The 22,518-nt window shown below is 69.7% G+C and carries 17 protein-coding genes and 2 riboswitches; of the genes, 8 read left to right on the forward strand and 9 right to left on the reverse strand.

Going from position 1 to position 22,518, the window contains the following annotated elements; genetic code table 11:
* Positions 1-50: 50 nt before the first annotated feature.
* On the forward strand, positions 51-812 hold the full coding sequence (locus ACFT4A_RS34830) for a DeoR/GlpR family DNA-binding transcription regulator (RefSeq protein WP_382838494.1): 762 nt from the start codon (positions 51-53) through the stop codon (positions 810-812).
* A gap of 87 nt (positions 813-899) precedes the next feature.
* On the opposite strand, the gene ACFT4A_RS34835 is transcribed toward ACFT4A_RS34830, so the two are convergent.
* The 4 genes from ACFT4A_RS34835 to hisD all read right to left on the reverse strand — a co-directional run bounded on the left by ACFT4A_RS34835 (position 900) and on the right by hisD (position 6,418).
* The gene (locus tag ACFT4A_RS34835; protein ID WP_382838497.1) at positions 900-2,687 is read right to left on the reverse strand and encodes a thiamine pyrophosphate-binding protein; all 1,788 of its coding nucleotides are present in this window, start codon (positions 2,685-2,687) and stop codon (positions 900-902) included.
* A gap of 34 nt (positions 2,688-2,721) precedes the next feature.
* On the reverse strand, positions 2,722-3,390 hold the full coding sequence (locus ACFT4A_RS34840) for a ThuA domain-containing protein (RefSeq protein ID WP_382838500.1): 669 nt from the start codon (positions 3,388-3,390) through the stop codon (positions 2,722-2,724).
* Positions 3,387-4,997: an APC family permease gene (locus ACFT4A_RS34845; protein ID WP_382838503.1), complete on the reverse strand. Its 1,611-nt coding sequence runs from the start codon at positions 4,995-4,997 to the stop codon at positions 3,387-3,389. Before ACFT4A_RS34845 ends, ACFT4A_RS34840 begins: the two co-directional genes overlap by 4 nt.
* A 95-nt stretch (positions 4,998-5,092) precedes the next feature.
* Complete coding sequence (gene hisD / locus ACFT4A_RS34850) at positions 5,093-6,418, reverse strand: histidinol dehydrogenase (protein WP_382838506.1); 1,326 nt, start codon at positions 6,416-6,418, stop codon at positions 5,093-5,095.
* A gap of 127 nt (positions 6,419-6,545) precedes the next feature.
* Between hisD and ACFT4A_RS34855 the strand changes: the two genes are divergently transcribed.
* Complete coding sequence (locus ACFT4A_RS34855; RefSeq protein ID WP_382838509.1) at positions 6,546-8,153, forward strand: PucR family transcriptional regulator; 1,608 nt, start codon at positions 6,546-6,548, stop codon at positions 8,151-8,153.
* A gap of 27 nt (positions 8,154-8,180) precedes the next feature.
* Here the strand turns inward: ACFT4A_RS34855 and ACFT4A_RS34860 are convergent, their stop codons facing one another.
* Positions 8,181-9,764 carry a GMC oxidoreductase gene (locus ACFT4A_RS34860; RefSeq protein ID WP_382838511.1) on the reverse strand — a complete coding sequence of 528 codons (1,584 nt, stop codon included), beginning with the start codon at positions 9,762-9,764 and terminating at the stop codon, positions 8,181-8,183.
* A gap of 172 nt (positions 9,765-9,936) precedes the next feature.
* Here ACFT4A_RS34860 and ACFT4A_RS34865 point away from each other — a divergent pair, with 172 nt between their 5' ends.
* Positions 9,937-11,517: a GMC family oxidoreductase gene (locus ACFT4A_RS34865; protein ID WP_382838514.1), complete on the forward strand. Its 1,581-nt coding sequence runs from the start codon at positions 9,937-9,939 to the stop codon at positions 11,515-11,517.
* A gap of 69 nt (positions 11,518-11,586) precedes the next feature.
* Here ACFT4A_RS34865 and ACFT4A_RS34870 read toward each other — a convergent pair whose 3' ends face one another.
* The 4 genes from ACFT4A_RS34870 to gcvT all read right to left on the reverse strand — a co-directional run bounded on the left by ACFT4A_RS34870 (position 11,587) and on the right by gcvT (position 15,982).
* Positions 11,587-12,954 carry an L-serine ammonia-lyase gene (locus ACFT4A_RS34870; protein ID WP_382838516.1) on the reverse strand — a complete coding sequence of 456 codons (1,368 nt, stop codon included), beginning with the start codon at positions 12,952-12,954 and terminating at the stop codon, positions 11,587-11,589.
* Between the two features lie 116 nt (positions 12,955-13,070).
* Positions 13,071-14,333, reverse strand: coding sequence for a serine hydroxymethyltransferase (glyA, locus tag ACFT4A_RS34875; RefSeq protein WP_382838519.1), 1,263 nt, complete (start codon positions 14,331-14,333; stop codon positions 13,071-13,073).
* Positions 14,334-14,347: 14 nt separating this feature from the next.
* On the reverse strand, positions 14,348-14,725 hold the full coding sequence (gene gcvH, locus ACFT4A_RS34880; RefSeq protein WP_382838521.1) for a glycine cleavage system protein GcvH: 378 nt from the start codon (positions 14,723-14,725) through the stop codon (positions 14,348-14,350).
* A gap of 135 nt (positions 14,726-14,860) precedes the next feature.
* The gene (gene gcvT, locus ACFT4A_RS34885; protein ID WP_382838524.1) at positions 14,861-15,982 is read right to left on the reverse strand and encodes a glycine cleavage system aminomethyltransferase GcvT; all 1,122 of its coding nucleotides are present in this window, start codon (positions 15,980-15,982) and stop codon (positions 14,861-14,863) included.
* Positions 15,983-16,020: 38 nt separating this feature from the next.
* A riboswitch (glycine riboswitch) is annotated at positions 16,021-16,148 on the reverse strand.
* A 1-nt stretch (position 16,149) separates the two neighbouring features.
* Positions 16,150-16,251: riboswitch (glycine riboswitch) on the reverse strand.
* Between the two features lie 182 nt (positions 16,252-16,433).
* Here gcvT and ACFT4A_RS34890 point away from each other — a divergent pair.
* The 5 genes from ACFT4A_RS34890 to ACFT4A_RS34910 all read left to right on the forward strand — a co-directional run bounded on the left by ACFT4A_RS34890 (position 16,434) and on the right by ACFT4A_RS34910 (position 22,452).
* The gene (locus ACFT4A_RS34890) at positions 16,434-17,102 is read left to right on the forward strand and encodes an AAA family ATPase (RefSeq protein ID WP_382838541.1); all 669 of its coding nucleotides are present in this window, start codon (positions 16,434-16,436) and stop codon (positions 17,100-17,102) included.
* 468 nt (positions 17,103-17,570) lie between these two features.
* Positions 17,571-18,359 carry an enhanced serine sensitivity protein SseB gene (locus ACFT4A_RS34895; RefSeq protein ID WP_382838527.1) on the forward strand — a complete coding sequence of 263 codons (789 nt, stop codon included), beginning with the start codon at positions 17,571-17,573 and terminating at the stop codon, positions 18,357-18,359.
* A gap of 163 nt (positions 18,360-18,522) precedes the next feature.
* On the forward strand, positions 18,523-19,323 hold the full coding sequence (locus ACFT4A_RS34900; protein ID WP_382838530.1) for an enhanced serine sensitivity protein SseB C-terminal domain-containing protein: 801 nt from the start codon (positions 18,523-18,525) through the stop codon (positions 19,321-19,323).
* A gap of 355 nt (positions 19,324-19,678) precedes the next feature.
* Entirely contained in the window at positions 19,679-20,677 is a 999-nt protein-coding gene (locus ACFT4A_RS34905; protein WP_382838533.1) for an ABC transporter permease, read from the forward strand.
* 8 nt (positions 20,678-20,685) lie between these two features.
* Complete coding sequence (locus ACFT4A_RS34910; protein ID WP_382838536.1) at positions 20,686-22,452, forward strand: ABC transporter substrate-binding protein; 1,767 nt, start codon at positions 20,686-20,688, stop codon at positions 22,450-22,452.
* The last annotated feature ends 66 nt before the right edge of the window (positions 22,453-22,518 follow it).

A 22,518-nucleotide genomic window follows, 5' to 3' on the forward strand; every position in this document is an offset into this window, starting at 1 on the left:
CTCTAATGAACAGTTGGATTGTTCATTTCTCCGTGGTGTTCAATCGCGGTATGAGCAACGCAGACCGGCACGGGCTGATCGCGAAGGCCGTCAGGGACGCCGGAGGCGCGACGGTCCAGGAACTCGCGGAGCTGACCGGCGCCTCGGAGATGACCATCCGGCGCGACCTCGACACCCTCGCCGCCCAGGGCGTCCTCGAACGCGTCCGCGGAGGGGCACGCACCCTGCTGCTCCGGGGCGAGGAGCCGCCCTTCGCGCTGCGCGCCCACGAGGCGATCGACGCCAAACGCCGGATCGCCGCCCGGATCTGCGGACTCATCGCCGACGGCGAGAGCGTCCTGCTGGACAGCGGCACCACCTGCCTGGAGGTCGCCCGCCTCCTGCGCGAGCGGCCCGTCACCGTGATGCCCCTGTCCCTGCAGGCCATTCACCTGGTCGGCGAGACACCCGGCCCGGCCACGCTGGTCGTGCCCGGCGGACAGCCCCGGGCCGCCGAAGGAGCCCTCACCGGCCCCCTCACCCTCGCCTCCCTGGCCGCCCTGCGCTTCGACACCGCCGTCATCGGCTGCTGCGGGCTGACCGCGGCCGACGGCCTGACCGCCTACGACCTCGACGACGCCGCGGTGAAGAAGGCCGGCATCGCCTCCGCCCGCCGCGTCATCGCCGCCGCCGACGGCAGCAAACTCGGCCACACCGCCTATGCCTACGTCGGCCCCGCCGCCCTCCTGCACACCCTCGTCACCGACGCCACCGCAGCCGCCGGGGAAGTCACCGCACTCGAGGACGGCGGCACCATCGTTCAGACCGTCTGACGGACCGTCTGCTCCACAGGCGCCCGCCGCCCTTGCGGCCGGGTCTCGGCTGCATGGGCGGCGGGTGTCACCGGGCGTGCCGCCGGCTCAGAGGTGCTGCTCGGTGGCCCGGGTGCGGTGGTACTCGTCCTGGCGCTCGTCGGTGATGTAGGCCGGGATCGGGAAGTCCCACCAGCCGGGGACCCAGGGGCCCGCGGCGTCGCGGTCCGTCGGGACCTCGACCAGGGCCGGTGCCCCGGACTGGACCGCCTTGCGCAGGGTCGGCTCCAGCGACGCGGCGTCGTTGACCTTCCACGACTCGATCCCGAAGGCCCGGCCCATGGCCGCGAAGTCGGGGCTGTACGGCGAGCCGTCGGGGTGGGAGAACTCGGTGCCGATGTGCCGCGAGGTCTGCTTGCGCTGGCCGCCGCGGATCGACATGTAACCGGCGTTGTTCTGGACCACGAAGATCACCGGTGCGTCGGCGGTGACGCTCAGGGCGATCTCCTGGGCGGTCATGAGGAAGTCGCCGTCGCCGAGGACGCACACCACGGGGCTGTCGGGCCGGGCGAGTTTGGCGCCGACGGCGGCCGGGACGGCCCAGCCCATGGAGGAGAAGCCGCCGGAGGTGAGGTGGGTGCGCGGTGAGTAGACGGGGAAGGTCTGCTTGACCGCTCCCTGGGTGTTGCCCGAGCCGGCGACGACGATCGCGTCGCGCGGCAGCACCGAGCGCAGGGCGCCGAGCGGGCGCTGGGAGGTGAACGGGAAGCGGTCACTGTCCCGGCGGCCGGCGAGCTTCTCCTCCCAGTCCTGCTTGAGGCTCGCGAGTTCGGCGAGGTACTCGGAGCGGTCGACGCCCTTGCTGGGCAGGGAGTCGACGATGGCGGCAACGGCGCGCTGCGCGTCCGCGACGATGCCCACTTCGGCGGGGTAGTTCTTGCCGATCTCGTGCGGGTCGATGTCGATGTGGATGAGCTTCGCGGGCGGGATGGAGAAGCTGATGCCCTTGGCGTAGCTGGAGGCGGACCAGTCGGTGAAGCGGCAGCCGACCGAGATCACGACGTCGGCGGAGCTCGCGATCGCGTTGCCGGTCATCGTGCCGGTCTGGCCGACGCTGCCGGCGAACAGCTCGTGGTCCTCGGGGAAGGCGCTCTTGCCGTTCCACGTGGTGACGACCGGGATCTGCCACCGCTCGGCGAGCGCGAGGACCTGGTCGGACGCCTCGGACGTGATCGCACCGCCGCCGACCACGATGACCGGCCGGGTGGCCGCGCGCAGCACGTCCACGGCACGGTCCACGGCTTCCGGATCGGGGTGCTGACGGCCGACCGGGATGCGCCGCTCCAGGTCGTGCAGGTCCACGTTCGCGGCCTCGGCCTGTACGTCCATGGGGACTTCGAGGTGCACCGGGCCCGGGCGGCCGGTCAGCATGGAGTTGAAACAGCGGTGCAGGACGAAGGGGAGCTCCTCGACCCGGGTGACGACCCAGTGCCGCTTGCTGACGGCCTCGGCCACCTTGGGGAAGTCGTTCGCCGTGTAGCGGTCGAGCTCCTGCAGCAGTCCGTGGCCGCGCATATGGGTCGGCGGGCCGCCCGTGACGACGAGAACACTGGTCGAGTCCGTGAACGCGGTGCCCATGCCGATGACGGTGTTGCTCGCGCCGGCGCCGATGGAGGTCACAGCGGCCTGCGGGCGGCCGGTGACGCGGTAGTAGCCGTCGGCGAGGTGGACGGCGCTCTGCTCGTGGAAGGTCTGGATGAAGGGGATCCTGGACTCGTCGTCGAGGAAGGCGTCGGTCAGTGACCAGATGCCGTGGCCGGGGATGCCGGCGACGACGTCGACCCCGTAGTTGCGCAGGGTCCGCGCGACGATCTGGCCTCCGGTGAGGACAGGCATGGTGTGCTCCCAATCAGCTCGGTTCGAAGGGGGGTCAGGCGTCCTGACGGGCGGCCCAGGCGAAACCCTGTGTGCACAGGCGGGTGACGTCCGGGTTCTGGAGGTCGTCGAGGTCGTGTCCGACCGCGCTGTAGAAGACGCGGCCCCGTCCCCAGGTCCGGGTCCAGGCCTGGGGGATCGTCTTTCCCTCCAGCCACGGCAGGTGTTCGCCGGTGAAGGTGGACTCGGCCAGGACGTGGTTGTTGGGGTCGACGGACATGTAGTACTGCTCCGACGCCACCCGGAAGTCCCGCACGCCGGCGGTGATCGGGTGGCCGGTGTCCGTGACGGTGACCTCGTAGGGGTACTTCACGCCTTCGCCGGCGGGGTGTTCGAGGAAGCTGCCGCCGAGCAGCCAGTGGTACTTGAGGCTCGTGCGGAACGCGGCGGCCGCGCCGTGCCAGGCGGCGATCCCGGTGCCGCTTTCCACCGCCCCCAGAAGGTTCGACTCCTGGGCGGCGGTCAGCCCCTCGGACAGCAGGGCGTTGTTCCAGTTGAGCGCGATGAGGTCGTAGCCGGTGAGGTCGGCGTCGAGCGCGAAGATGTCGTTGGTCTCGGCGACGTCGAACCCGAGGTTCTTGAAAATGGGGAGGGCCCATTCCTCGGCCACCTGGTAGGGCTTGTGCCCCGGCCAGCCTCCGTACAGATACAGGACGCGGGTCATGCGGTGTTCCCTCCGGTCGTACGGGACAGGGCCGCGGCGCGGCTGCGCAGAATCTCGGCCACCTCCATCGCGTCACCTTCCGGCGCGGTGGACTTGCGCTCCGGCTTCGCGGTCAGCAGGTACACCAGGCCCACGGCCGAGACGACGAGGAAGCCGATGAGTGCGATCCACCGGTCCAGGAACGCGGTTCCGGCGTCGCCGGTGGGCCAGGCGAGAAGAACCATCCCGAGCACGCCGTAGACCAGGGCCGCCACGTTGACCACGAAGCCCCAGCGGCCGAGGGTCCAGGCTCCGGCGGGACGCCAGCCCTTCAGGCGCATCCGCAGCGCGGCCAGTACGACCATCATGAACGCCGCGTATCCGGCCAGCACCTGGAACGCCACGATCTTGGTGAGGGAGTCGGGCGAGTAGTAGACGAACACGAAGATCAGCAGCGGGACGACGTTCACGGCCAGCAGCGCGTTCATGGGGACGCGGTGCTTGCGGGAGATCTTCGAGAAGACACGGGAGCCCGGGAACATGTCGTCACGGGCGAAGGAGAAGACGATCCGGCTCGCGGCGGCCTGCTGGCTCATCACACCCGCGATGAAGGACGTGATGATGACCGCGAGCACCGCCTTCGTGCCCACGATGCCGAGCGAGTTCTGCAGGATCGAGGGGATCGGGTTGGTGTCCTTGCCCGAGAGGATCGAGGCGAGGTCCGGAGCCGCGAGCGCGTACCCGACGAACGCGAGAAGCGCGGCCACTCCACCGACGGCCACGGTCAGCTGCATGGCCCGCGGGATGCTGCGGGAGGGGTTGGGAACCTCCTCGGCGATCTCGCCGCACGCCTCGAAGCCGTAGAAGAGGAAGAGCCCGACGAGCGAGGCCGCGATGAAGGCCATGACGTAGTTGTCGTGGGTGGAGCTGCTGGTCTCGAAGAAGATCGAGATGGAGTTGTGCCGTTCGAAGATCAGCAGGTAGAAGCCCACGAGAACGATGCCGATCAGTTCCGCGGCGAGCCCGATCTTCGAGATCAGCGCCAGAGTCCTGGTGCCGAAGCAGTTGCAGATCAGGCAGACGGCGGTGACGCCGATCGCGATCCACAGGCGCTGAGAGGGCGTGGAGCTGATGCCGGGCGCGTCGGCGGTTCCGGCGAAGAGGCTGGCGACGAAGTCCGAGCTGAACAGTGCGGTGCTGGTGATGCCGATGGTGATGCAACAGATGTAGGTCCACGCGTTGAACCAGGCATAGCGCCCGTTCCAGAGCCTTCTGACCCATTGGTAGAGCCCGCCCGCGAGCGGGAACTGCGAGACGACCTCCCCGAAGACCAGCGCGACCAGGAACTGCCCGGCCCCGACGATGCCGATCCAGAAGATGGACGGTCCGCCGGCGGTCGCCAGACCGACCGCGAAGAGGGCCACGACGCCCACCAGGGGCGAGAGGTACACGAAGCCCAGGGCGAAGTTGCCCCACAGGCTGACCTTGCGGTCGAACTTCTGCTCATAACCCAGTGCGGCGAGCAGTTCCGCGTCCTCGGCCGATGAGACGGGGGTCGCGGCCCCGCCCGAGGGGCCGACGGGGGTGGATGTGGGCGCCGCGTGCGCCTCGTTGTCCGTAGCTGACATGACGATCTCCGTGGGTCGAGGGGGAAGTGCTCCTTGTCGAACGGCTGCCGTGCTGCGTATGCGGTCCGGCATAAGTCGCGATCGGTCATCGCGGTTCAGCTCTGCTCGAAGGTGTGGTCGGTCCAGTCCAGCCGGGCCGATCCGAAGCGCGCGGCGCGGACGTCTCCCGAGCGCGCGTGTCCCTCGAAGTTCTCGATGCGCGAGGCCCTGCCACAGATCTCGCCGAGCCGGGCACTGGACCCGGAGTCCCTGATCTCCTGATAGGTCATGGTCTTGAGGTACTTGCCGACCCAGAGGCCGCCGGTGTAGCGGGCCGCTCCCAGGGTGGGCAGCACGTGGTTGGTGCCGATGACCTTGTCGCCGTAGGCGACGCACGTCTTGTCCCCGAGGAACAGGGCACCGTAGTTGCGCATCCGGTGCAGCGCCTCGCGGGGCTCGGCGGTGAGGATCTGGACGTGCTCGCTGGCGTACTCGTCGGCGAGTTCGTAGGCGGCGTCCAGGGTGGGGACCACGATCACCTCGCCGTGGTCGCGCCAGGCGCGCCCGGCGATGTCTCCGGTGGGCAGGTCGGGCAGCAGCTTGTCCACCCAGGCGATGGTCTGCCTGCCCACCTCCTCGGACGTCGTGATGAGAACCGTCGGGGAGTCGGGTCCGTGCTCGGCCTGGGACAGCAGGTCCGTCGCCACCACGAACGGGTCCGCGGTGCCGTCCGCGACGATCAGTACCTCCGTCGGTCCGGCGAAGAGGTCGATCCCGACCTCGCCGAAGAGCTGGCGCTTGGCCTCCGCCACGTAGGCGTTGCCGGGGCCGGCGAGCATGTCGACCGCGTCGATCGTCTCGGTGCCCAGCGCCAGGGCGGCCACGGCCTGGACACCGCCCATCACGTAGATCTCGTCGGCGCCGGCCAGATGCATCGCGGCGATACTGACGGGCGGCGGAGCACCCCGGTCCGGCGGAGTCGTCGCGGCGACCCGTCCGACCCCCGCGACCTTGGCCGTCAGGACGGTCATGTGGGCCGACGCGGTGAGGGGGTAGCGGCCGCCGGGCACGTAGGCGCCGGCCGCGCCGACGGGGATGTTGCGCTGCCCCAGGTAGACGCCGGGCAGCGTCTCCACCTCGAAGTCGGTGAGGGAATCCCGCTGCGCCTGGGCGAAGCCGCGGACCTGCTTCTGGACGAACCGCAGGTCGTCGAGGACCGTCTCGGGGACGGAGGAGACGACCGAGGCGATCTGGTCCGGACCGAGACGGTAGGACTCCGGGCTCCAGTCGTCGAACTTCTGCGACCAGCGGCGCACGGCGGCGTCGCCGTTGGCACGTACGTCGGCGATCACGTCCGCGACGGTTTCGACGATTTCCGGACGGCTGGTCCGCGACGTCTTCACGGCGACAGGAGCCTTGATGGTCTTGTGTTGTGCTGACACTCTGCACTCCTTGCACGGGGTCGTGCCTGCGGGCTTGCCCTGAAGTCTGGGCAAACGGGGCGTGGGACGACAGGCACAGTGTGTGCAATATTGACCGGGGGTTCTGCACACACCGAGGTCGTGGATCATGGCTCAAGTTCTGACTGTTCGCGCCGTACTGGAGCTTGAGGTGTTCACGCGCACGGCCGTGCGTGTGTACGCCGGGGAGAGGAATCTGGACCGTCCTGTGCGCTGGGTGCACACCGGGGAGATCCCGGACATCCATCGCTTTCTCACGGGTCAGGAGATGCTGCTGACGGCCGGCCTCGGCATGGGCGCGACGGAGCTCGAGCAGCGTGCCTTCATCCGGCGGCTCGCGGACGCCCACGCGGCCGTACTCGTCGTCGAACTGGCCGGGCGCATGTTCGACTCCATGCCCGAGGCCGTGATCGAGGAGGCGGAGGCGGTCGGCCTGCCCCTGGTGGGACTCACCGACGAGATTCCCTTCGTCGAGACATCGGCCCAGGTCCACGAGGTCCTGGTCGGGATGCGCGTCAAGCAGCTCATCGCCGAGGAGGCCACCAGCCAGGCGTTCATGGACCTGCTCCTGGCGGACGAGGACTACGTCGGAGTGGTCAGAGAACTGGCCCGTCGCACCGGGCACCCCGTGGTGCTGGAGGACGTCGCCCATCAGATGCTGGCGTACGGAGGCGCGACGCCGGAGGCCGACCGGATCGTGGACGAGTGGAGCGCGCACTCCCGGGCGATCCACGAACGCCACACCTCGCTGGCGGCGCAGCGTCCCGAGGTCCCGACCGCCTCGGCGGCGTCGTTCCGCGAGGTCGCGCCGTGCGCTCGCCAACCCGTGGTGCTCCGGGGCGAGTCATGGGGGTGGCTGCACCTTCTGCACGGTGGAAGGCAGCCGAGCCCGCCCGAACTGCGCACGCTGGAGCGGGCCGCCGCGGCCGTGGCGATCTCGCTGCTGAGCGAGCGGGAGAGCGGCGCCCGCGCGTCCCAGCGCCAGACGGCGCTGCTCAACCGGCTGCTCCTCGGCGACGTCACGGGAGAGCGGTTCGTGACGCTCAGCCTGGCGCTCGGCCAGGACCTGCGCGGGCGGGACCTGATCGTCGTCACGGCATGGGCGGGGGACGAGGAGCCCGTCAAGGACCACATCCTCGCCCGCCTTCTGGAGGAGGCCGGCTGGCCCGCCGTCGTGGGCGACACCGGTGACTTCGACGTGGCGGTCGTGGGACTGCCCACCCGCGCCGACGCCGGCCGTGTGCGGACCCTGCTGGCCGATCACGGGGTACGGGGTGGCATCAGCCGCATCGTGGAGCCGGCGGTGCTTCCGCTGGCGCTGCGCCAGAGCCGCAGCGCGGCGTCCGTCGCCGCGGCGGCCTCGACCACGGAAGTGCGTCACTTCGACGATCTGGGGGCTCTGCGCCTTCTCGTCGCCCTCTCCGAGGGGCCCGAGCTCAGGCGTTACGTCGAGGACGAACTCGGTCCGCTCCTCGAGCACGACGCACTGGCGAAGAACCCTCTGCTGCCCACCCTGCGCTCGTTCCTCGACTGCGGTGGCAACAAGGCGCGGGCGGCGGAGGAACTCTTCATCCAGCGACGCACCCTCTACCACCGCCTCGACAAACTCTCCGAGATCCTCGGGCTCGACCTCACCCAGGTCAGCAACCAGCAGCGGCTGCAACTGGCCGTGCGCGGACACGATCTGCTGCGCAAGCCGACGCTGCGGCGGACCTGACCTGCGGCGGGTCAGGCCGCTACGGCGTCAGCCCTTCGTCGCCCGGGCGAGGGACGGGGCGATGCGCAGGGCGTTCGCCCCGATCGTCAGGGCCGGGTTGAGCGCCGCGGAGGACGGGAAGAACGACGAGTCGGTCACCCAGAGGTTCTCGACGTCATGGCTGCGGCACAGGGGGTCCAGCACGCTCTGCGCCGGGTCGTGACCCGCCACGGCCGTTCCGCACATGTGGGAGTTGGTCTCGATCCCCATGCGCTGGGTGAAGATCAGCGGATAGCCGGACTTGCGGACCGCCCGGGTCACCCGGCGTACGAGTTCGTGGTGGGGCGCGAGGTTGGTCGGCGTCCAGTCGATGAGGATGCGGTCGCCGTCCACGCGCACCCGGTTGTTCCGGGACGGGAGGTCCTCGGTCGTCAGGTAGATGTCGAGGCTCCTGGCCGCCATGAACTTCAGGGCCCACGTCGGTGCCCACGGACGGGCGGGCTTGAGCATGGGGGCCTGTAGCTTGCCCAGCATCTGGAGGTTCCCGAGCGGGAAGCGCGTCCCTGGTCCCGCTTCGTAGAAGTCGTTCAGACCGAGGGTCTTCTGCCACTGCGTGGGGTTGGTCCGCAGGGGGTTGACCCCGACGAAGAACGTGCTGTTGTGGACCATGTAGTTGCGGCCCAGCAGCCCTGAGGAGTTGGCGAGACCCTCAGGGTGCGCGTCGTCGGCCGAACGCAGCAGCAGCGCGGTCGAGTTGACGGCGCCTCCGGCGAGGGCGAAGGTCTTGGCGTTGATCCGGACGGTACGGCCCGCGTGCCGTGCCTCGGCGGCGACGACCTTGCGCCCGTCGGGCGAGGTGATCAGACGGGTGATCTCCGCACCCGTGAGGATCTTCACGCCGTCGCGCAGCGCGGGGAGCAGGAGCCGGTTCTCGGCGTCCGACTTCATGCCCGTCTCGTCCGGACAGCCGTCGGCGGTCGTCACGGCGGCGCGATCGGCCTGCGTGCTGATGTTCAGCGCGTTCGGCGTGTGGAACGGGTGCAGGCCCTGCCTGCGCAGCGACCGGGAGAACCGCTCGATCTCCGGTTCGTGCTGGAGCGCGGGGTACGGGTAGGGCTTGGAGCGGGGCGGCTCGGTCGGGTCCTCGCCGGTCTGCCCGTGCACCTGGAGCAGATGCTCCATGACGGTGTAGAAGGGCTCCAGGTCGTCGTAATCGAAAGGCCAGGCACGCGAGACGCCCTCGTGGTGTTCCACCTCGGTGAAGTCACTGCGCCGGAAACGGGGCAGCATGGCTCCGTAGAAACGGGTGTTTCCGCCCACCCAGTAATACACACCCGGCGCGAACGGCTTGCCGGTGCTGCCGTCGTACCAATGGCCGGCGTTCTTGTACCGGCCCTTGATATACATCTCGGCCGGCTGCGAGTTCTCCGGTTCACGGGGCAGGAAATGGCCGCGTTCGGCGACGAGCACGTCGAGACCGGAGTCCTTCAGCGCCCAGGTCAGCGAGGACCCGCCCATGCCGGAGCCGATGATCAGGACATCGGTGCTGATCTCTTCGGCCGTACCGACTGAAACGAGGGCCTCGGGCCGGAGCTCCGGGGGCGTGTAATCCTGACGGACCGGGTCGGACATGAGTGGGATTCCCCTCCTTGCCGCGGTGGTTCCAAGAGAGCGTAAGCAGCGGCACGGATTCAGCACATGCACGGAATGGGTAATGACAGCCGCCTGAGTTGCTCACGTCGTGCATGGGCTGAGCATGCCCGGCGTCTCTAGCCTCTCCAGGAACCAGTTCCAGGGAGGCGAAATGAACACGGAAACGTATGACTACATCGTCGTCGGTGCCGGCTCGGCCGGCTGTGCGCTGGCGGCCCGGCTGTCCGAGGATCCTGATGTCACGGTCGCGCTGATCGAAGCGGGGCCGCCGGCCAGGGGCCGCCTCTTCGAGATCCCCGCCCTGTTCTCGCAGCAGCTCAAGACGGCGTTCGACTGGGACTTCGAGACGGAACCCGAGCCGCAGCTCGGCGGGCGCCGTGCCTACCTGCCCCGCGGCCGGGCGATCGGCGGCACCAGCTCGATGAACACGATGCTGTACGTCCGCGGTCACCGCTACGACTACGACACCTGGGAGCGGCTCGGCAACCCGGGCTGGGGGTACGACGACGTCCTGCCCTTCTTCAAGAAGTCCGAGGACAACGAGCGCGGAGCCGACGACTTCCACGGCGTCGGCGGCCCCCTCACCGTCAGCAACCCCAACTCCGTCCACCCCCTGCTGACGGCATGGGTCGAGGCGGCTCAGGACGCGGGCCACAAGTACAACTCGGACTTCAACGGAGCCGAGCAGGAGGGCGTGGGCTACCACCAGGTCACGCAGCGGAACGGCCTGCGGTGCAGCAGCGCGATCGCGTTCCTGGAGCCGGCCGCGGGCCGTGCGAACCTCACCGTGCTTCCCTCGACGACCGCTCTGCGCCTGAGCTTCGACGGCTCGCGGGCCACCGGCCTGGAGGTCGACCACCTCGGAACCGTCCGGACGATCCGCGTCGACCGTGAGATCGTGCTGTCCCTGGGGGCCTACAACTCGCCCCACCTGCTCCTCCAGTCCGGCGTCGGGCCGGCCGACGAACTGACCGCGGGAGGGATCACCCCCCGGCACGACCTGCCGGACGTCGGCAGGAACATGCAGGACCACACCGGGTGCTTCATCAGCTTCTTCAGCGACACCGAGCCGCTCCTGGGACCGGACACCTCCGCGGAGGAGCAGCTCCTGCGCCGGCAGGGCACCGGCCCGATGGCGTGGAACGAGACCGGCGGCTTCTTCAGCTCCAGCGACGACCTTCCTGCCCCGGACATCCAGGTCCACGCCGCGCTGGGCATCGTCCGTGACGAAGGCCTTGCCGCGCCGCTGGAGCCGGGAATGTCGTTCGGGCCCTACGTCGCACGGCCCGCGAGCCGCGGCTCGGTGCGGCTGCGGCACTCCCACCCGTACGCCAAGCCGCGCATCTTCCACAACTACCTCGACGACCCCGACGACCGGCGGCGGCTGCGCGAGGGCGTCCGGCTGTGCATGCGCATCGCCCGTGAGCAGCGGCTGACGTCCCTGCTGCAGTCGGACCTGCGCGGTGCCGCCGAAGCCGGACTCGCCCCGCTGTCGGACAGCGACCAGGACATCGACGACTTCATCCGCACGCAGTCGTTCTCCTTCTACCACCCGTCGGGCACCTGCATGATGGGCAAGGTCGTCGACCACGAACTCCGCGTGCGCGGGCTCGAGAACGTCCGCGTGGCGGACACGTCGATCATGCCGACCCTCGTCACCGGGAACACGAACGCTCCCGCCATCATGATCGGGGAGAGGGCCGCCGAGTTCATCCGGACGTCGGCGGGTTGAACCCCTTTCGGGTGAGGAAGGCCCTGGCGGCGCCGGACGACGAGAACGCGCCGGGCAGGGCCTGCTTCCTCAGCACTCGATGATGTTCACCGCCAGCCCGCCCCGGGCCGTCTCCTTGTACTTCACCGACATGTCCGCGCCGGTGTCCTTCATCGTCTTGATGACCTTGTCGAGGGACACCTTGTGGGAGCCGTCGCCGCGCATGGCCATACGGGCGGCGGTGACGGCCTTGACCGCGGCCATGCCGTTGCGTTCGATGCACGGGATCTGGACCAGCCCGCCGACCGGGTCGCAGGTGAGGCCCAGGTTGTGTTCCATGCCGATCTCGGCGGCGTTCTCGACCTGCTCAGGGGAGCCGCCGAGGACCTCGGCCAGGGCGCCCGCGGCCATCGAGCAGGCGGAGCCGACCTCGCCCTGGCAGCCGACCTCGGCGCCGGAGATGGAGGCGTTCTCCTTGAACAGCATGCCGATCGCGCCGGCGGCGAGCAGGAAGCGGACCACGCCCTCCTCGTCGGCGCCGGGCACGAAGTTGACGTAGTAATGCAGGACCGCGGGGATGATGCCGGCGGCGCCGTTGGTGGGGGCGGTGACGACCCGGCCGCCGGCCGCGTTCTCCTCGTTGACCGCCATCGCGTAGAGGGTGATCCACTCCATGGCGAGGGCCTTCGGGTCGCCCTCGGAGCGCAGCTTGCGCGCGGTGTTCGCGGCGCGCCTGCGGACCTTGAGGCCGCCGGGCAGGATGCCCTCCTGCGACAGCCCGCGTGCCACGCAGTCCCGCATCACCTGCCAGATCTCCAGCAGGCCCTCGCGGATCTCCTCCTCGGTGCGCCAGGCGCGCTCGTTCTCCAGCATCAGCGCCGAGATGGACAGGCCCGTCTCCTCGGCCATGCGCAGCAGCTCGTCGCCCGTGCGGAAGGGGTACTTCAGCGCGGTGTCGTCGAGTTTGATGCGGTCCGCGCCGACCGCGTCCTCGTCGACGACGAACCCGCCGCCGACCGAGTAGTACGTCTTCGTCAGCAGCTCCGCGCCCGAGGCGTCGTACGCCCACAGGGTCATGCCGTTCGCGTGGTACGGCAGGGCCTTGCGGCGGTGCAGGACCATGTCGTCGTCGAAGGAGAACGCGATCTCGTGCTCGCCCAGCAGATTCAGCCGGCCGTCGGTCCTGATCGCGTCCACCCGGGCGTCGGCCTTCTCCACGTCGACCGTGCGCGGCGACTCGCCCTCCAGTCCGAGCAGGACCGCCTTGGGCGTGCCGTGGCCGTGGCCGGTGGCGCCGAGCGAGCCGTACAGCTCGGCACGGACCGATCCGACCGACTCCAGCAGCTCCTCGTTGCGCAGCCGCCGGGCGAACAGGCCGGCCGCGCGCATGGGGCCGACCGTGTGGGAGCTGGACGGGCCGATGCCGATCGAGAACAGGTCGAAGACCGAGATGGCCACGGGAACTCCTGACTACGGGGGTGGTGCGGTGGGGCCGGGCGCCGCGACCGCTTGTGGCGGGCACGGCGCCCTGAAAGGTTTCTTCGCTACTTGTGCAGGTGCTGCTTGTGCGGGAGCTACTTGTTCAGGCCCGGGTACAGCGGGTGCCGGTCGGCCAGGGCCTTCACCCGGGCCTTGAGCGCGTCCGTGTCGTAGGACGGCTTGAGCGTCTCGGCGATGACGTCCGCGACCTCCGCGAAGTCCTCGGCCTCGAAGCCCCGGGTCGCCAGGGCCGGCGTGCCGATCCGCAGACCGGACGTCACCATCGGCGGGCGCGGGTCGTTCGGGATGGCGTTGCGGTTGACCGTGATGCCCACCTCGTGGAGGCGGTCCTCGGCCTGCTGTCCGTCCAGCTCCGAGTGGCGCAGGTCGACCAGGACCAGGTGTACGTCCGTGCCGCCGGACAGGACGTCCACGCCCACGGCCCGGACGTCGTCCTTCACCAGACGCTCGGCCAGGATGCGGGCACCCTCCAGCGTACGGCGCTGGCGCTCCTTGAAGTCCTCGGAGGCCGCGACCTTGAAGGAGACCGCCTTGGCCGCGATCACGTGCTCCAGCGGACCGCCCTGCTGACCGGGGAAGACAGCGGAGTTGATCTTCTTGGCGAGTTCGGCCGTGGAGAGGATCACACCGCCGCGCGGGCCGCCCAGCGTCTTGTGGGTGGTCGTGGTCACCACGTGCGCGTGCGGAACGGGGTTCGGGTGCAGCCCCGCCGCCACCAGCCCGGCGAAGTGCGCCATGTCGACCATCAGGTACGCGCCGACCTCGTCCGCGATCCGGCGGAACTCGGCGAAGTCCAGCTGCCGGGGGTAGGCCGACCAGCCCGCGACGATCAGCTTCGGCCGGGACTCCTTCGCCAGCCGCTCCACCTCGGCCATGTCGACCCGGCCGTCGTCGCCGACGTGGTAGGCGACGACGTCGTAGAGCTTGCCGGAGAAGTTGATCTTCATGCCGTGGGTCAGGTGCCCGCCGTGCGCGAGGTTCAGACCCATGATGGTGTCGCCCGGCTTGAGCAGCGCGAACATCGCGGCGGCGTTGGCCTGGGCACCGGAGTGCGGCTGGACGTTGGCGTGCTCGGCGCCGAACAGCTCCTTGACGCGGTCGATCGCGATCTGCTCGACCACGTCGACGTGCTCGCAGCCGCCGTAGTAGCGACGGCCCGGGTAGCCCTCGGCGTACTTGTTGGTCAGGACCGAGCCCTGCGCCTCCATGACCGCGACCGGGGCGAAGTTCTCCGAGGCGATCATCTCGAGCGTGGACTGCTGCCGGTGCAGCTCGGCGTCGACCGCGGCGGCGACGGCCGGGTCGAACTCGTGCAGGGACGTGTTCAGGACGGACATACGGCTACGACCTCTCAGCCGGCGGAGAAGGCGGCGTACTCGTCGGCGGAGAGCAGGTCGCCCGGCTCGTCCGTGACGCGCACCTTGAACAGCCAGCCGCCCTCGAAGGGGGCCGAGTTCACCAGCGACGGGTCGTTCACCACGTCCTCGTTGACCTCGGTGACCTCACCGGAGACCGGGGAGTAGAGGTCGGAGACGGACTTGGTCGACTCCAGCTCGCCGCAGGTCTCGCCCGCGGACAGGGCGGCACCGACCTCCGGGAGCTGGACGAAGACGACGTCGCCGAGCGCGTTCGCCGCGTGCTCCGTGATGCCGATCGTCGAGACGCCGTCCTCGGCGCCCGACAGCCACTCGTGCTCCTTGCTGTACCGCAGCTCTTTGGGGTTGCTCATGGCCTGAATTCTCCTGTACGCGCGGGAGTGCTGATGAGTGCTTGTGAAGGGGACCGCTGGTGAGCGGGGGTGAGACGGCCCGGGACCGCTGTGGCGGCCCGCGGCCGGTGTCTGCTTCTGGCGCTCGGCCAGTCTCTACTTCTGGCGCTTGTAGAACGGCAGCGCCACGACCTCGTACGGCTCGTGACTGCCCCGGATGTCGACGGCCACACCGGAGGTGCCGGGAGCCGCGTGCGCGGGGTCGACGTACGCCATCGCGATGGGCTTGCCGAGCGTGGGGGAGGGGGCGCCGGAGGTGACCTCGCCGATCACCTCGCCGCCCGTGACGACCGGGTACCCGGCGCGCGGGACCCTACGGCCCTCGGCGACGAGGCCGACCAGGACGCGCGGCGGGTTCTGCTCGGCGCGCGCGGCGGCCTCGGTCAGGGCCTCGCGGCCGACGAAGTCGCCCTCCTTCTCGAACTTCACCACCCGGCCGAGCCCGGCGTCGAAGGGCGTCAGGGAGGTGCTGAGCTCGTGCCCGTACAGCGGCATGCCCGCCTCCAGGCGCAGCGTGTCGCGGCAGGACAGCCCGCACGCGACCAGGCCGGCGGCCTCGCCCGCCTTGGTCAGGGCCTGCCACAGCTCGACGGCGTGCTCCGGCTTCACGAACAGCTCGAAGCCGTCCTCGCCGGTGTACCCGGTGCGGGCGATGAGGGCAGGGACGCCCGCGACCGTGCCGGGCAGACCGGCGTAGTACTTCAGGCCGTCGAGGTCGGCGTCGGTCAGGGACTTCAGGATCCCCGGGGACTGCGGGCCCTGTACGGCGAGCAGCGCGTAGGCGTCCCGGTCGTCGCGCACCTCGGCGTCGAAGCCGGCGGAACGTTCCACCAGCGCGTCCAGGACCACCTGGGCGTTGGAGGCGTTGGCGACGACCATGTACTCCTGCTCGGCCAGCCGGTAGACGATCAGGTCGTCGAGGATGCCGCCGTCGGCCTGGCAGATCATGGTGTAGCGGGCGCGGCCGGGCTTGACCCCGCCGATGTTGCCGACCAGCGCGTGGTCGAGGAGGGCGGCGGCCCCCGGCCCGGTGACGGTGATCTCCCCCATGTGGGAGAGGTCGAACAGCCCGGCCTTCGTGCGCACCGCGTTGTGCTCGTCACGCTCGGAGCCGTAGCGCAGGGGCATGTCCCAGCCGGCGAAGTCGGTCATCGTCGCGCCGAGCGAACGATGCAGGGCATCGAGCGCGGTGTGGCGGAGTTCTCCTGTACTGCTCATCGGTCGTCGTCTCCCAAAGGCATGACGGGCGAGGTCGTTCCTCCCCATCTGTCATCGGAACCTGAGAGGTTCGCCATGACCACGCAGGTCAACGGCTTGCACCTTGGGTGGGGCCACGCCGTTTCCCCGGACTCCGGAGAAGGGTGCGGCCCGCTTTTCAGATGTGCCTCGCCCGCGCGGTAACGGGGCCTGAGAGATTCAAGGGAGGGACTTGCTCCTTCGGCGCCCCAGTGGTGAAACGGTGCTGGGGACTCTCCCGCGCGGATTCAAACGGCCGGTATGCAGTTGGCGGGCACATCATTGCACGCATTGTCGCGGGGTGGCAGGGGGACCACCCTGTAGCAGGCCTGTTGCAGGAAGAGGACTAAAACCAGAGACATCGGGCATTACCTTCTCTTTACACTCGGCGGGCATGGGACTCCGTACCTGGCCCCAGGGGAGGACGATCACGGTGAACAGGACCACCGCGTACGCCACGACGTCGGGCATCGCGCTGCCCGAGCAGCCGACCGCTCCGGCGCGTGCGGCCTGCGGCCCGCAGCCGGTGCCGGTCGTCCGCGATCTGCGCGAGCGCGCCGGCCGCGGCCCGCACGCGCTGCTGTTCGGCCCCCGCGACATCGTCGTGGTCACGGGCCTGCCCGGCAGCGGCAAGTCCACGCTGATGCGGCGCACCGTGCCGGGCCGGCGCATCGACTCCCAGGACACCCGCGACCACTGGGAGCGCCGGATGCCGCGCGCCCTGCCGTACGCGGTCTACCGCCCGCTCGTCCGCCTCGCCCACTACGCCGGGCTGCGCCGCGCCCTGCGCGGCGGCGAGGCCGTCGTCGTGCACGACTGCGGCACGCAGGCGTGGGTCCGCCGCTGGCTGGCCCGCGAGGCCCGCCGCCGGGGTGGCACGCTCCACCTGCTGATGCTCGACGTCACCCCCGAGCAGGCCCTGGCCGGCCAGCGCGACCGCGGCCGAGGCGTCTCGCGCTACGCCTTCCTGCGCCACCGCGCCGCCACCACCCGCCTGCTCCACGAGGTCGAACGCGGCGAACTCCCCACCGGCTGCGGCTCAGCGATCCTCGCCGACCGCGACGCGGCGAACACCCTCCACCGCATCGGCTTCGTGGGCTGACCGCCCAGGCCGGAGGGTGGGTGTTCCCGGGCTCGGCTGCTTGCGACCGGTGCCGGGTGTCCCCGGGTTCGGCCTGTCCGTGGGCCGGTGTTCACAGGTCGGCAGTCCCCGGCCGGTCATCCGGTGTTCCTGGGCCCGGCTGTCCGTGGCCGGTGGCGGGTGTTCCGGGGCAGGTTGTTTGCGGCCGGTGGGCGGGTGTTCCCGGGTCCGGTCGTCTGCGGTCGGTGATCCGGTGTTCACAGGCCGACTGTCCCCGACCCGTGAGCCGGTGTTCACAGGCCCGCCTGTCCCCGGCCGGTGAGCCGGTGTTCACGGGTCGGGCGGACGTTGCCCGTGAGCCGTGTTCGTGGGGCAGGGGGCCCGGCCCGGGGGTTGTCCGCGGGCCGGGGGTTCACGGGGTGGCCGTTCGGTGTTCCCGAGCCGCTAGCCTTTGAGCCACAGCAGTGGTTTCAGGCAGGCGGTAGGCAGATGGACTTCCCGGCGGACTTCTCCGCGGACTTCCCGGCGCAGACGCAGACCCACCCGCACGGCGGATGGCCCGGCAACGAGCTGGAGGAGGTGCTCTCGGCCTCCCTCGGTGCCGGTCCCTCGGCCGGCGGGCGGATCGTCGAGGTGCTCGGCCGGAGCTTCGTGTGGATCCCGCTGCCCAGCGGCGGCGGCCCGCAGAGCGGCCCCCTCGATCTCCCCGGCATCGAGATCGACGGCCAGGCGTACGTGCCGGTGTTCAGCTCCGAGGAGCAGTTCCGCCAGGTCGTCGGCTCGCACATGTCGTACACCATCGCGCCCGCCGTGGAGTTCGCCCGCGGTCTGCCCCCGCACGCGGGGATGGCCATCAACCCGGGCGGCGTCGTCGGCATCCCGCTCCCGCCGCCGGCCGTGGCCGAGCTGTGCCGGGCCGGCCGGACCCCGCTGGACGGCCCCGCGAGCGGCGGCCGGGTCCGCCTCTTCGAGCCCGACTGGCAGGACGACCCGGTGGACTTCCTCGCCGCCGCCTCCGCCGAGTTCGAGGCGATCGGCGTCGTCGTCACCGCCCGCCGCTGCCTCGCCGCGATCGAGACCGCCGACCCCGTGATGTTCGTCGGCGTCGAACTCTCCCAGTGGGAAGGCGACCTGCGCGCCCTCCCGCTGGACGCCCTCACCCGCGCGGTCACCCGGTCCCCGGCCCCCTGGCCCGTCAACCTGGTGCTCCTGGACGTGGCGGAGGACCCGGTGGGCAACTGGATGAGGGACCGGGTCCGGCCCTTCTTCCAGCGGTAGGTCAGACACCTCAGGGGCGCGGGGCTGTGACACCATGCGGCTCCGCCGCGTGGGCGCGACAAGCCACACACGACCCGCACTCGCGCACCGGCACCAATCCCCTGGCACCTGCGCGGGCTTAAGCTAGGTCACGGTCGAGGCGTTGTACGAAGGGGCGGTAAAGGTGAGCGCGAGCGGCACGGCCGCGGCCGGACAGGTCGAGCACATGCTGCGCCAGGTCACGCCCGGGCGTTATGACGCCTATGAGGCCCTCCTGCGCGCGCTCGCGACCCCGCACAGCGGCCAGATCTGGATGCTCCTGTGGCAGGGCCAGGCCGGATCCCCCGACGCCCAGTACGGAAACATGGAGGTCGAGCGCTGCGGCTACGCCCCCTGTGTGACCTCCGCGCAGGAGCTCTCGGCCAGCGGCTGGAACCGCAGCTACGAGGTCGTCGACGGCATCGACGTGGCCCGCGCCCTCTACCCCGACCACTACGGCCTCTGGCTCAACCCGCACGCCCCCGGTGGCGGCGTCGGCATCCCCTGGCTCGACCTGCGCCGCATCGCCACGGGCCTGGACCGTCAGCCCGCCGGACCCCTGCGGCTGTCCGAACCGGCCATCGAGATCCCGCAGTTCTACGCCCTGCTCGCGCAGAACGCCCACCGCACCCCGGCCGTCCGCTCGCTGCGCCGCGCCTGGGTCCAACCCGCGCTCGGGGCGCCGTATCTCGCCATCGGGCTCGACGTCTACGACACCTCGCCGCCGGCCGTGGACGCGGTGCGCGCGATGATGCAGCAGTCCCTCGGCGCCGTACCGGACGGGCTCCCCGTGTCGACCGTCGCGATGTCCGACGAGCACGACCCGGTCGCCATGTGGCTGCGCTCCGGCGCACGCCCCTTCTACGACCGTGAGGCCCACGCCACCGCCCCCGTCCAGGCCCCCGCCTCGGGCTACGGATACCCCCCTGCCCAGGGCAGGTACTGACCCGCCCGACAGGCCGCCCCACCGGCCCCACCGAGGCTGTTCCCGCCCCCCTCCCGAAGGCGACAGCCATTCAACTCTCCGCGCGTAGATAAGGGTGAAAAGCGCGGAGATGTCCTAAAATCCCCCTGTCGCAGCGCGTCCGACCCCTGCTACCCGTTGTCCGGATAACGGAACCCCGCAGACAGCATCACGTTTACGCATCCTTTCATCGCCAAGTCTGGCAACAGATCGCCAAAGCGTTGAAGACTCCCCGCAAGACACGGGCCGGGTCGGTCTCGTGTACGAGACAAACAAAACCGCTACAGCGGCAGCCAGGGGCTCGGCGATCGCCGGGTCGAGAGGGGTCAATCGCACCGTGACCGCACCGATCGAGACCACCGGGGCGGAAGCCGGAGCACAGCCCGAGGCCGTGCTCGCCGGGGTCAAGAAGAGCCAGATCGAGGGGCGCTCGCTCACCCAGATCGCCTGGATGCGCTTCAAGCGGGACAAGGTGGCGATGGCGGGAGGCGTCGTCGTCATCCTGCTCGTGCTGATGGCGGTGTTCTCCAAGCCGATCCAGTGGATCTTCAACCTCGATCCCAACAAGTTCAACCAGGACCTCATCGACCCCGCGCTGCTCGCACCCAAGGGCGGCTGGGGAGGCATGAGTTGGGACCACCCGCTCGGCGTGGACCCCCAGTACGGCCGCGACATGCTCGCCCGCATCATCGACGGCTCCTGGGTCTCCCTGCTGGTCGCGGGCGGCGCCACGCTGCTGTCCGTGTGCATCGGCACCGTGCTCGGTGTCGTCGCCGGGTACTACGGCGGCTGGATCGACAGCGTCATCAGCCGGATGATGGACACCTTCCTGGCGTTCCCGCTGCTGCTGTTCGCCATCTCGATCTCGGCCTCGGTGCAGGACGGCTTCTTCGGCCTCGACGGACTGTCCCTGCGCATCTGCGTGCTGATCTTCGTGATCGGCTTCTTCAGCTGGCCGTACATCGGCCGCATCGTGCGGGCCCAGACCATGACCCTGCGCAAGCGGGAGTTCATCGAGGCGGCCACCAGCCTCGGAGCGCGCGGTCCGTACGTCCTGTTCCGGGAACTGCTCCCCAACCTCGTCGCGCCGATCCTCGTCTACTCGACGCTGATCATCCCGACGAACATCCTCTTCGAGGCCGCGCTGAGCTTCCTCGGTGTCGGCATCGCTCCGCCGCAGGCCTCCTGGGGCGGCATGCTCAGCAACGCTGTGGATCTCTACACGGCTGATCCGCAGTACATGTTCGTGCCCGGACTGGCGATCTTCATCACCGTCCTGGCCTTCAACCTGCTGGGTGACGGGCTGCGTGACGCCCTCGACCCTCGCAGCAAGTGATCCATCGAATGAGGGGGCTTCCTCAGGTGAAGACGAGAAGGGTGACCGCCGGCGTTGCGTCGGTCCTGGCACTGTCGCTGGGTGCTGCCGCGTGCGGCGGCGGAGGCGACGACAACGACGGGGGAGGCAGCGGCAAGAAGGACGCCGCGCTGAACTCGATCGTCAACGCGTCGAGCAAGAAGGGCGGGACGGTCTCCTACGAGCACTCGGACGTGCCGGACTCCCTCGACCCGGGCAACACGTACTACGGCTGGGTGCAGAACTTCTCCCGCCTCTACGGCAGAACGCTCACCACGTTCAAACCGGCGGCGGGCAAGGAAGGCCTGGAGGTCGTGCCGGACCTCGCCGAGGGCCTCGGCAAGTCCAGCACGGACGCCAAGACCTGGACGTACAAGCTGCGTACGGGTGTGAAGTTCCAGGACGGCACCCCGGTGACGTCCAAGGACGTGAAGTACGCCATCGAGCGTTCCAACTTCGCGCCCGAGGCGCTGTCCAACGGCCCGACGTACTTCAAGGCGTACCTGGACGGCGGCGACAAGTACAAGGGCCCGTACAAGGACAAGTCCGCCGAGGGCATCAAGTCCATCGAGACGCCGGACGACCAGACGATCGTCTTCAAGCTGAAGCAGCCGTTCGCCGACTTCGACTACCTGGCGACGTTCTCGCAGACGGCCCCGGTGCAGCAGTCGAAGGACACCGGCGCGAAGTACGTGCAGTCCATCCAGTCCACGGGCCCGTACCAGTTCCAGTCCTACGAGGAGGGCCGCGGCGCCACCCTCGTGCGCAACCCGCAGTGGGACGCGAAGACGGACCCGATCCGCAAGGCTCTGCCGGACAAGGTCACGATCAAGTTCAAGGTCAACCCGGTGACGGTCGACAACGACCTGCTCTCCGACAAGATCACGGCTGACGCGGCCGGCACGGGTGTGCAGCCGCAGACCCAGCCGAAGGTGCTGCGCGGCCCGAAGGCCAACCAGACGGACAGCTCCTACGCCGGTGCGACGCAGTACATCGCGCTGAACGTGAACGTGAAGCCGTTCGACAACGCCGACTGCCGCAAGGCCGTTCAGTGGGGCCTCGACAAGCAGTCGGTGCTCGACGCCATGGGCGGTTCGCCGAAGGGCGACGTGGCGACCACGCTGCTGCCGCCGTCGGTCAACGGCTACACCAAGTTCGACACCTACGCGACCGAGGGTCACAAGGGTGACGTGGCCAAGGCCAAGGCGGCGCTGAAGGCGTGCGGCAAGCCGAACGGCTTCAACACGATCCTGACGGCCCGTTCCGACCGGCCCGCCGAGGTCGCGCAGGCCACGGCCGTCCAGGCGTCGCTGAAGAAGATCGGCATCAACGTCGAGATCAAGCAGTTCCCCTCCGGCAAGTACTTCTCCAACTTCGCCGGTGTCCCGAGCTACGTCCACGACAACAAGCTCGGCATGCTCTCGATGGCGTGGGGCGCCGACTGGCCGACCGGCTACGGCTTCCTCGACCAGATCATCAACGGTGCGGCCATCAAGCCCTCGGGCGGCAACAACCTGATGGAGCTGGACGACCCGAAGATCAACAAGGCCCTGACGGACGCGATCGCCAACACCGACGACGCGGCCCGCACCAAGGCCTGGGGCGACATCGACAAGATGGTGCTCGACAACGCCTCGGTCGTTCCGGTCATCTACCGCAAGAACCTGCTGCTCAGGCCGACGTCCGCGGCCAACGTCACGGTGACGCAGGCCTACCTCGGCATGTACGACTACCTGCTGATGAGCTCCTCGAAGTAAGCCAGCAGGCCGGATCCTTTCGAAAGGCAGGTGAAGGCACCGGGTGGCCGCGGCGGACGATCCCGC

The organism is Streptomyces sp. NPDC057099 (genome assembly GCF_042671245.1).
Lineage (GTDB): Bacteria > Actinomycetota > Actinomycetes > Streptomycetales > Streptomycetaceae > Streptomyces > Streptomyces purpurascens.

Excerpts from the sequence above, each read along its gene's own strand:
- ACFT4A_RS34830 (WP_382838494.1), top strand. The coding sequence starts at position 51 with ATGAGCAACGCAGACCGGCACGGGCTGATCGCGAAGGCCGTCAGGGAC.
- ACFT4A_RS34835 (WP_382838497.1), bottom strand. The coding sequence starts at position 2,687 with ATGCCTGTCCTCACCGGAGGCCAGATCGTCGCGCGGACCCTGCGCAAC.
- ACFT4A_RS34840 (WP_382838500.1), bottom strand. The coding sequence starts at position 3,390 with ATGACCCGCGTCCTGTATCTGTACGGAGGCTGGCCGGGGCACAAGCCC.
- ACFT4A_RS34845 (WP_382838503.1), bottom strand. The coding sequence starts at position 4,997 with ATGTCAGCTACGGACAACGAGGCGCACGCGGCGCCCACATCCACCCCC.
- ACFT4A_RS34855 (WP_382838509.1), top strand. The coding sequence starts at position 6,546 with ATGGCTCAAGTTCTGACTGTTCGCGCCGTACTGGAGCTTGAGGTGTTC.
- ACFT4A_RS34860 (WP_382838511.1), bottom strand. The coding sequence starts at position 9,764 with ATGTCCGACCCGGTCCGTCAGGATTACACGCCCCCGGAGCTCCGGCCC.
- ACFT4A_RS34865 (WP_382838514.1), top strand. The coding sequence starts at position 9,937 with ATGAACACGGAAACGTATGACTACATCGTCGTCGGTGCCGGCTCGGCC.
- glyA (WP_382838519.1), bottom strand. The coding sequence starts at position 14,333 with ATGTCCGTCCTGAACACGTCCCTGCACGAGTTCGACCCGGCCGTCGCC.
- gcvH (WP_382838521.1), bottom strand. The coding sequence starts at position 14,725 with ATGAGCAACCCCAAAGAGCTGCGGTACAGCAAGGAGCACGAGTGGCTG.
- gcvT (WP_382838524.1), bottom strand. The coding sequence starts at position 15,982 with ATGAGCAGTACAGGAGAACTCCGCCACACCGCGCTCGATGCCCTGCAT.
- ACFT4A_RS34895 (WP_382838527.1), top strand. The coding sequence starts at position 17,571 with ATGGACTTCCCGGCGGACTTCTCCGCGGACTTCCCGGCGCAGACGCAG.
- ACFT4A_RS34910 (WP_382838536.1), top strand. The coding sequence starts at position 20,686 with ATGAGGGGGCTTCCTCAGGTGAAGACGAGAAGGGTGACCGCCGGCGTT.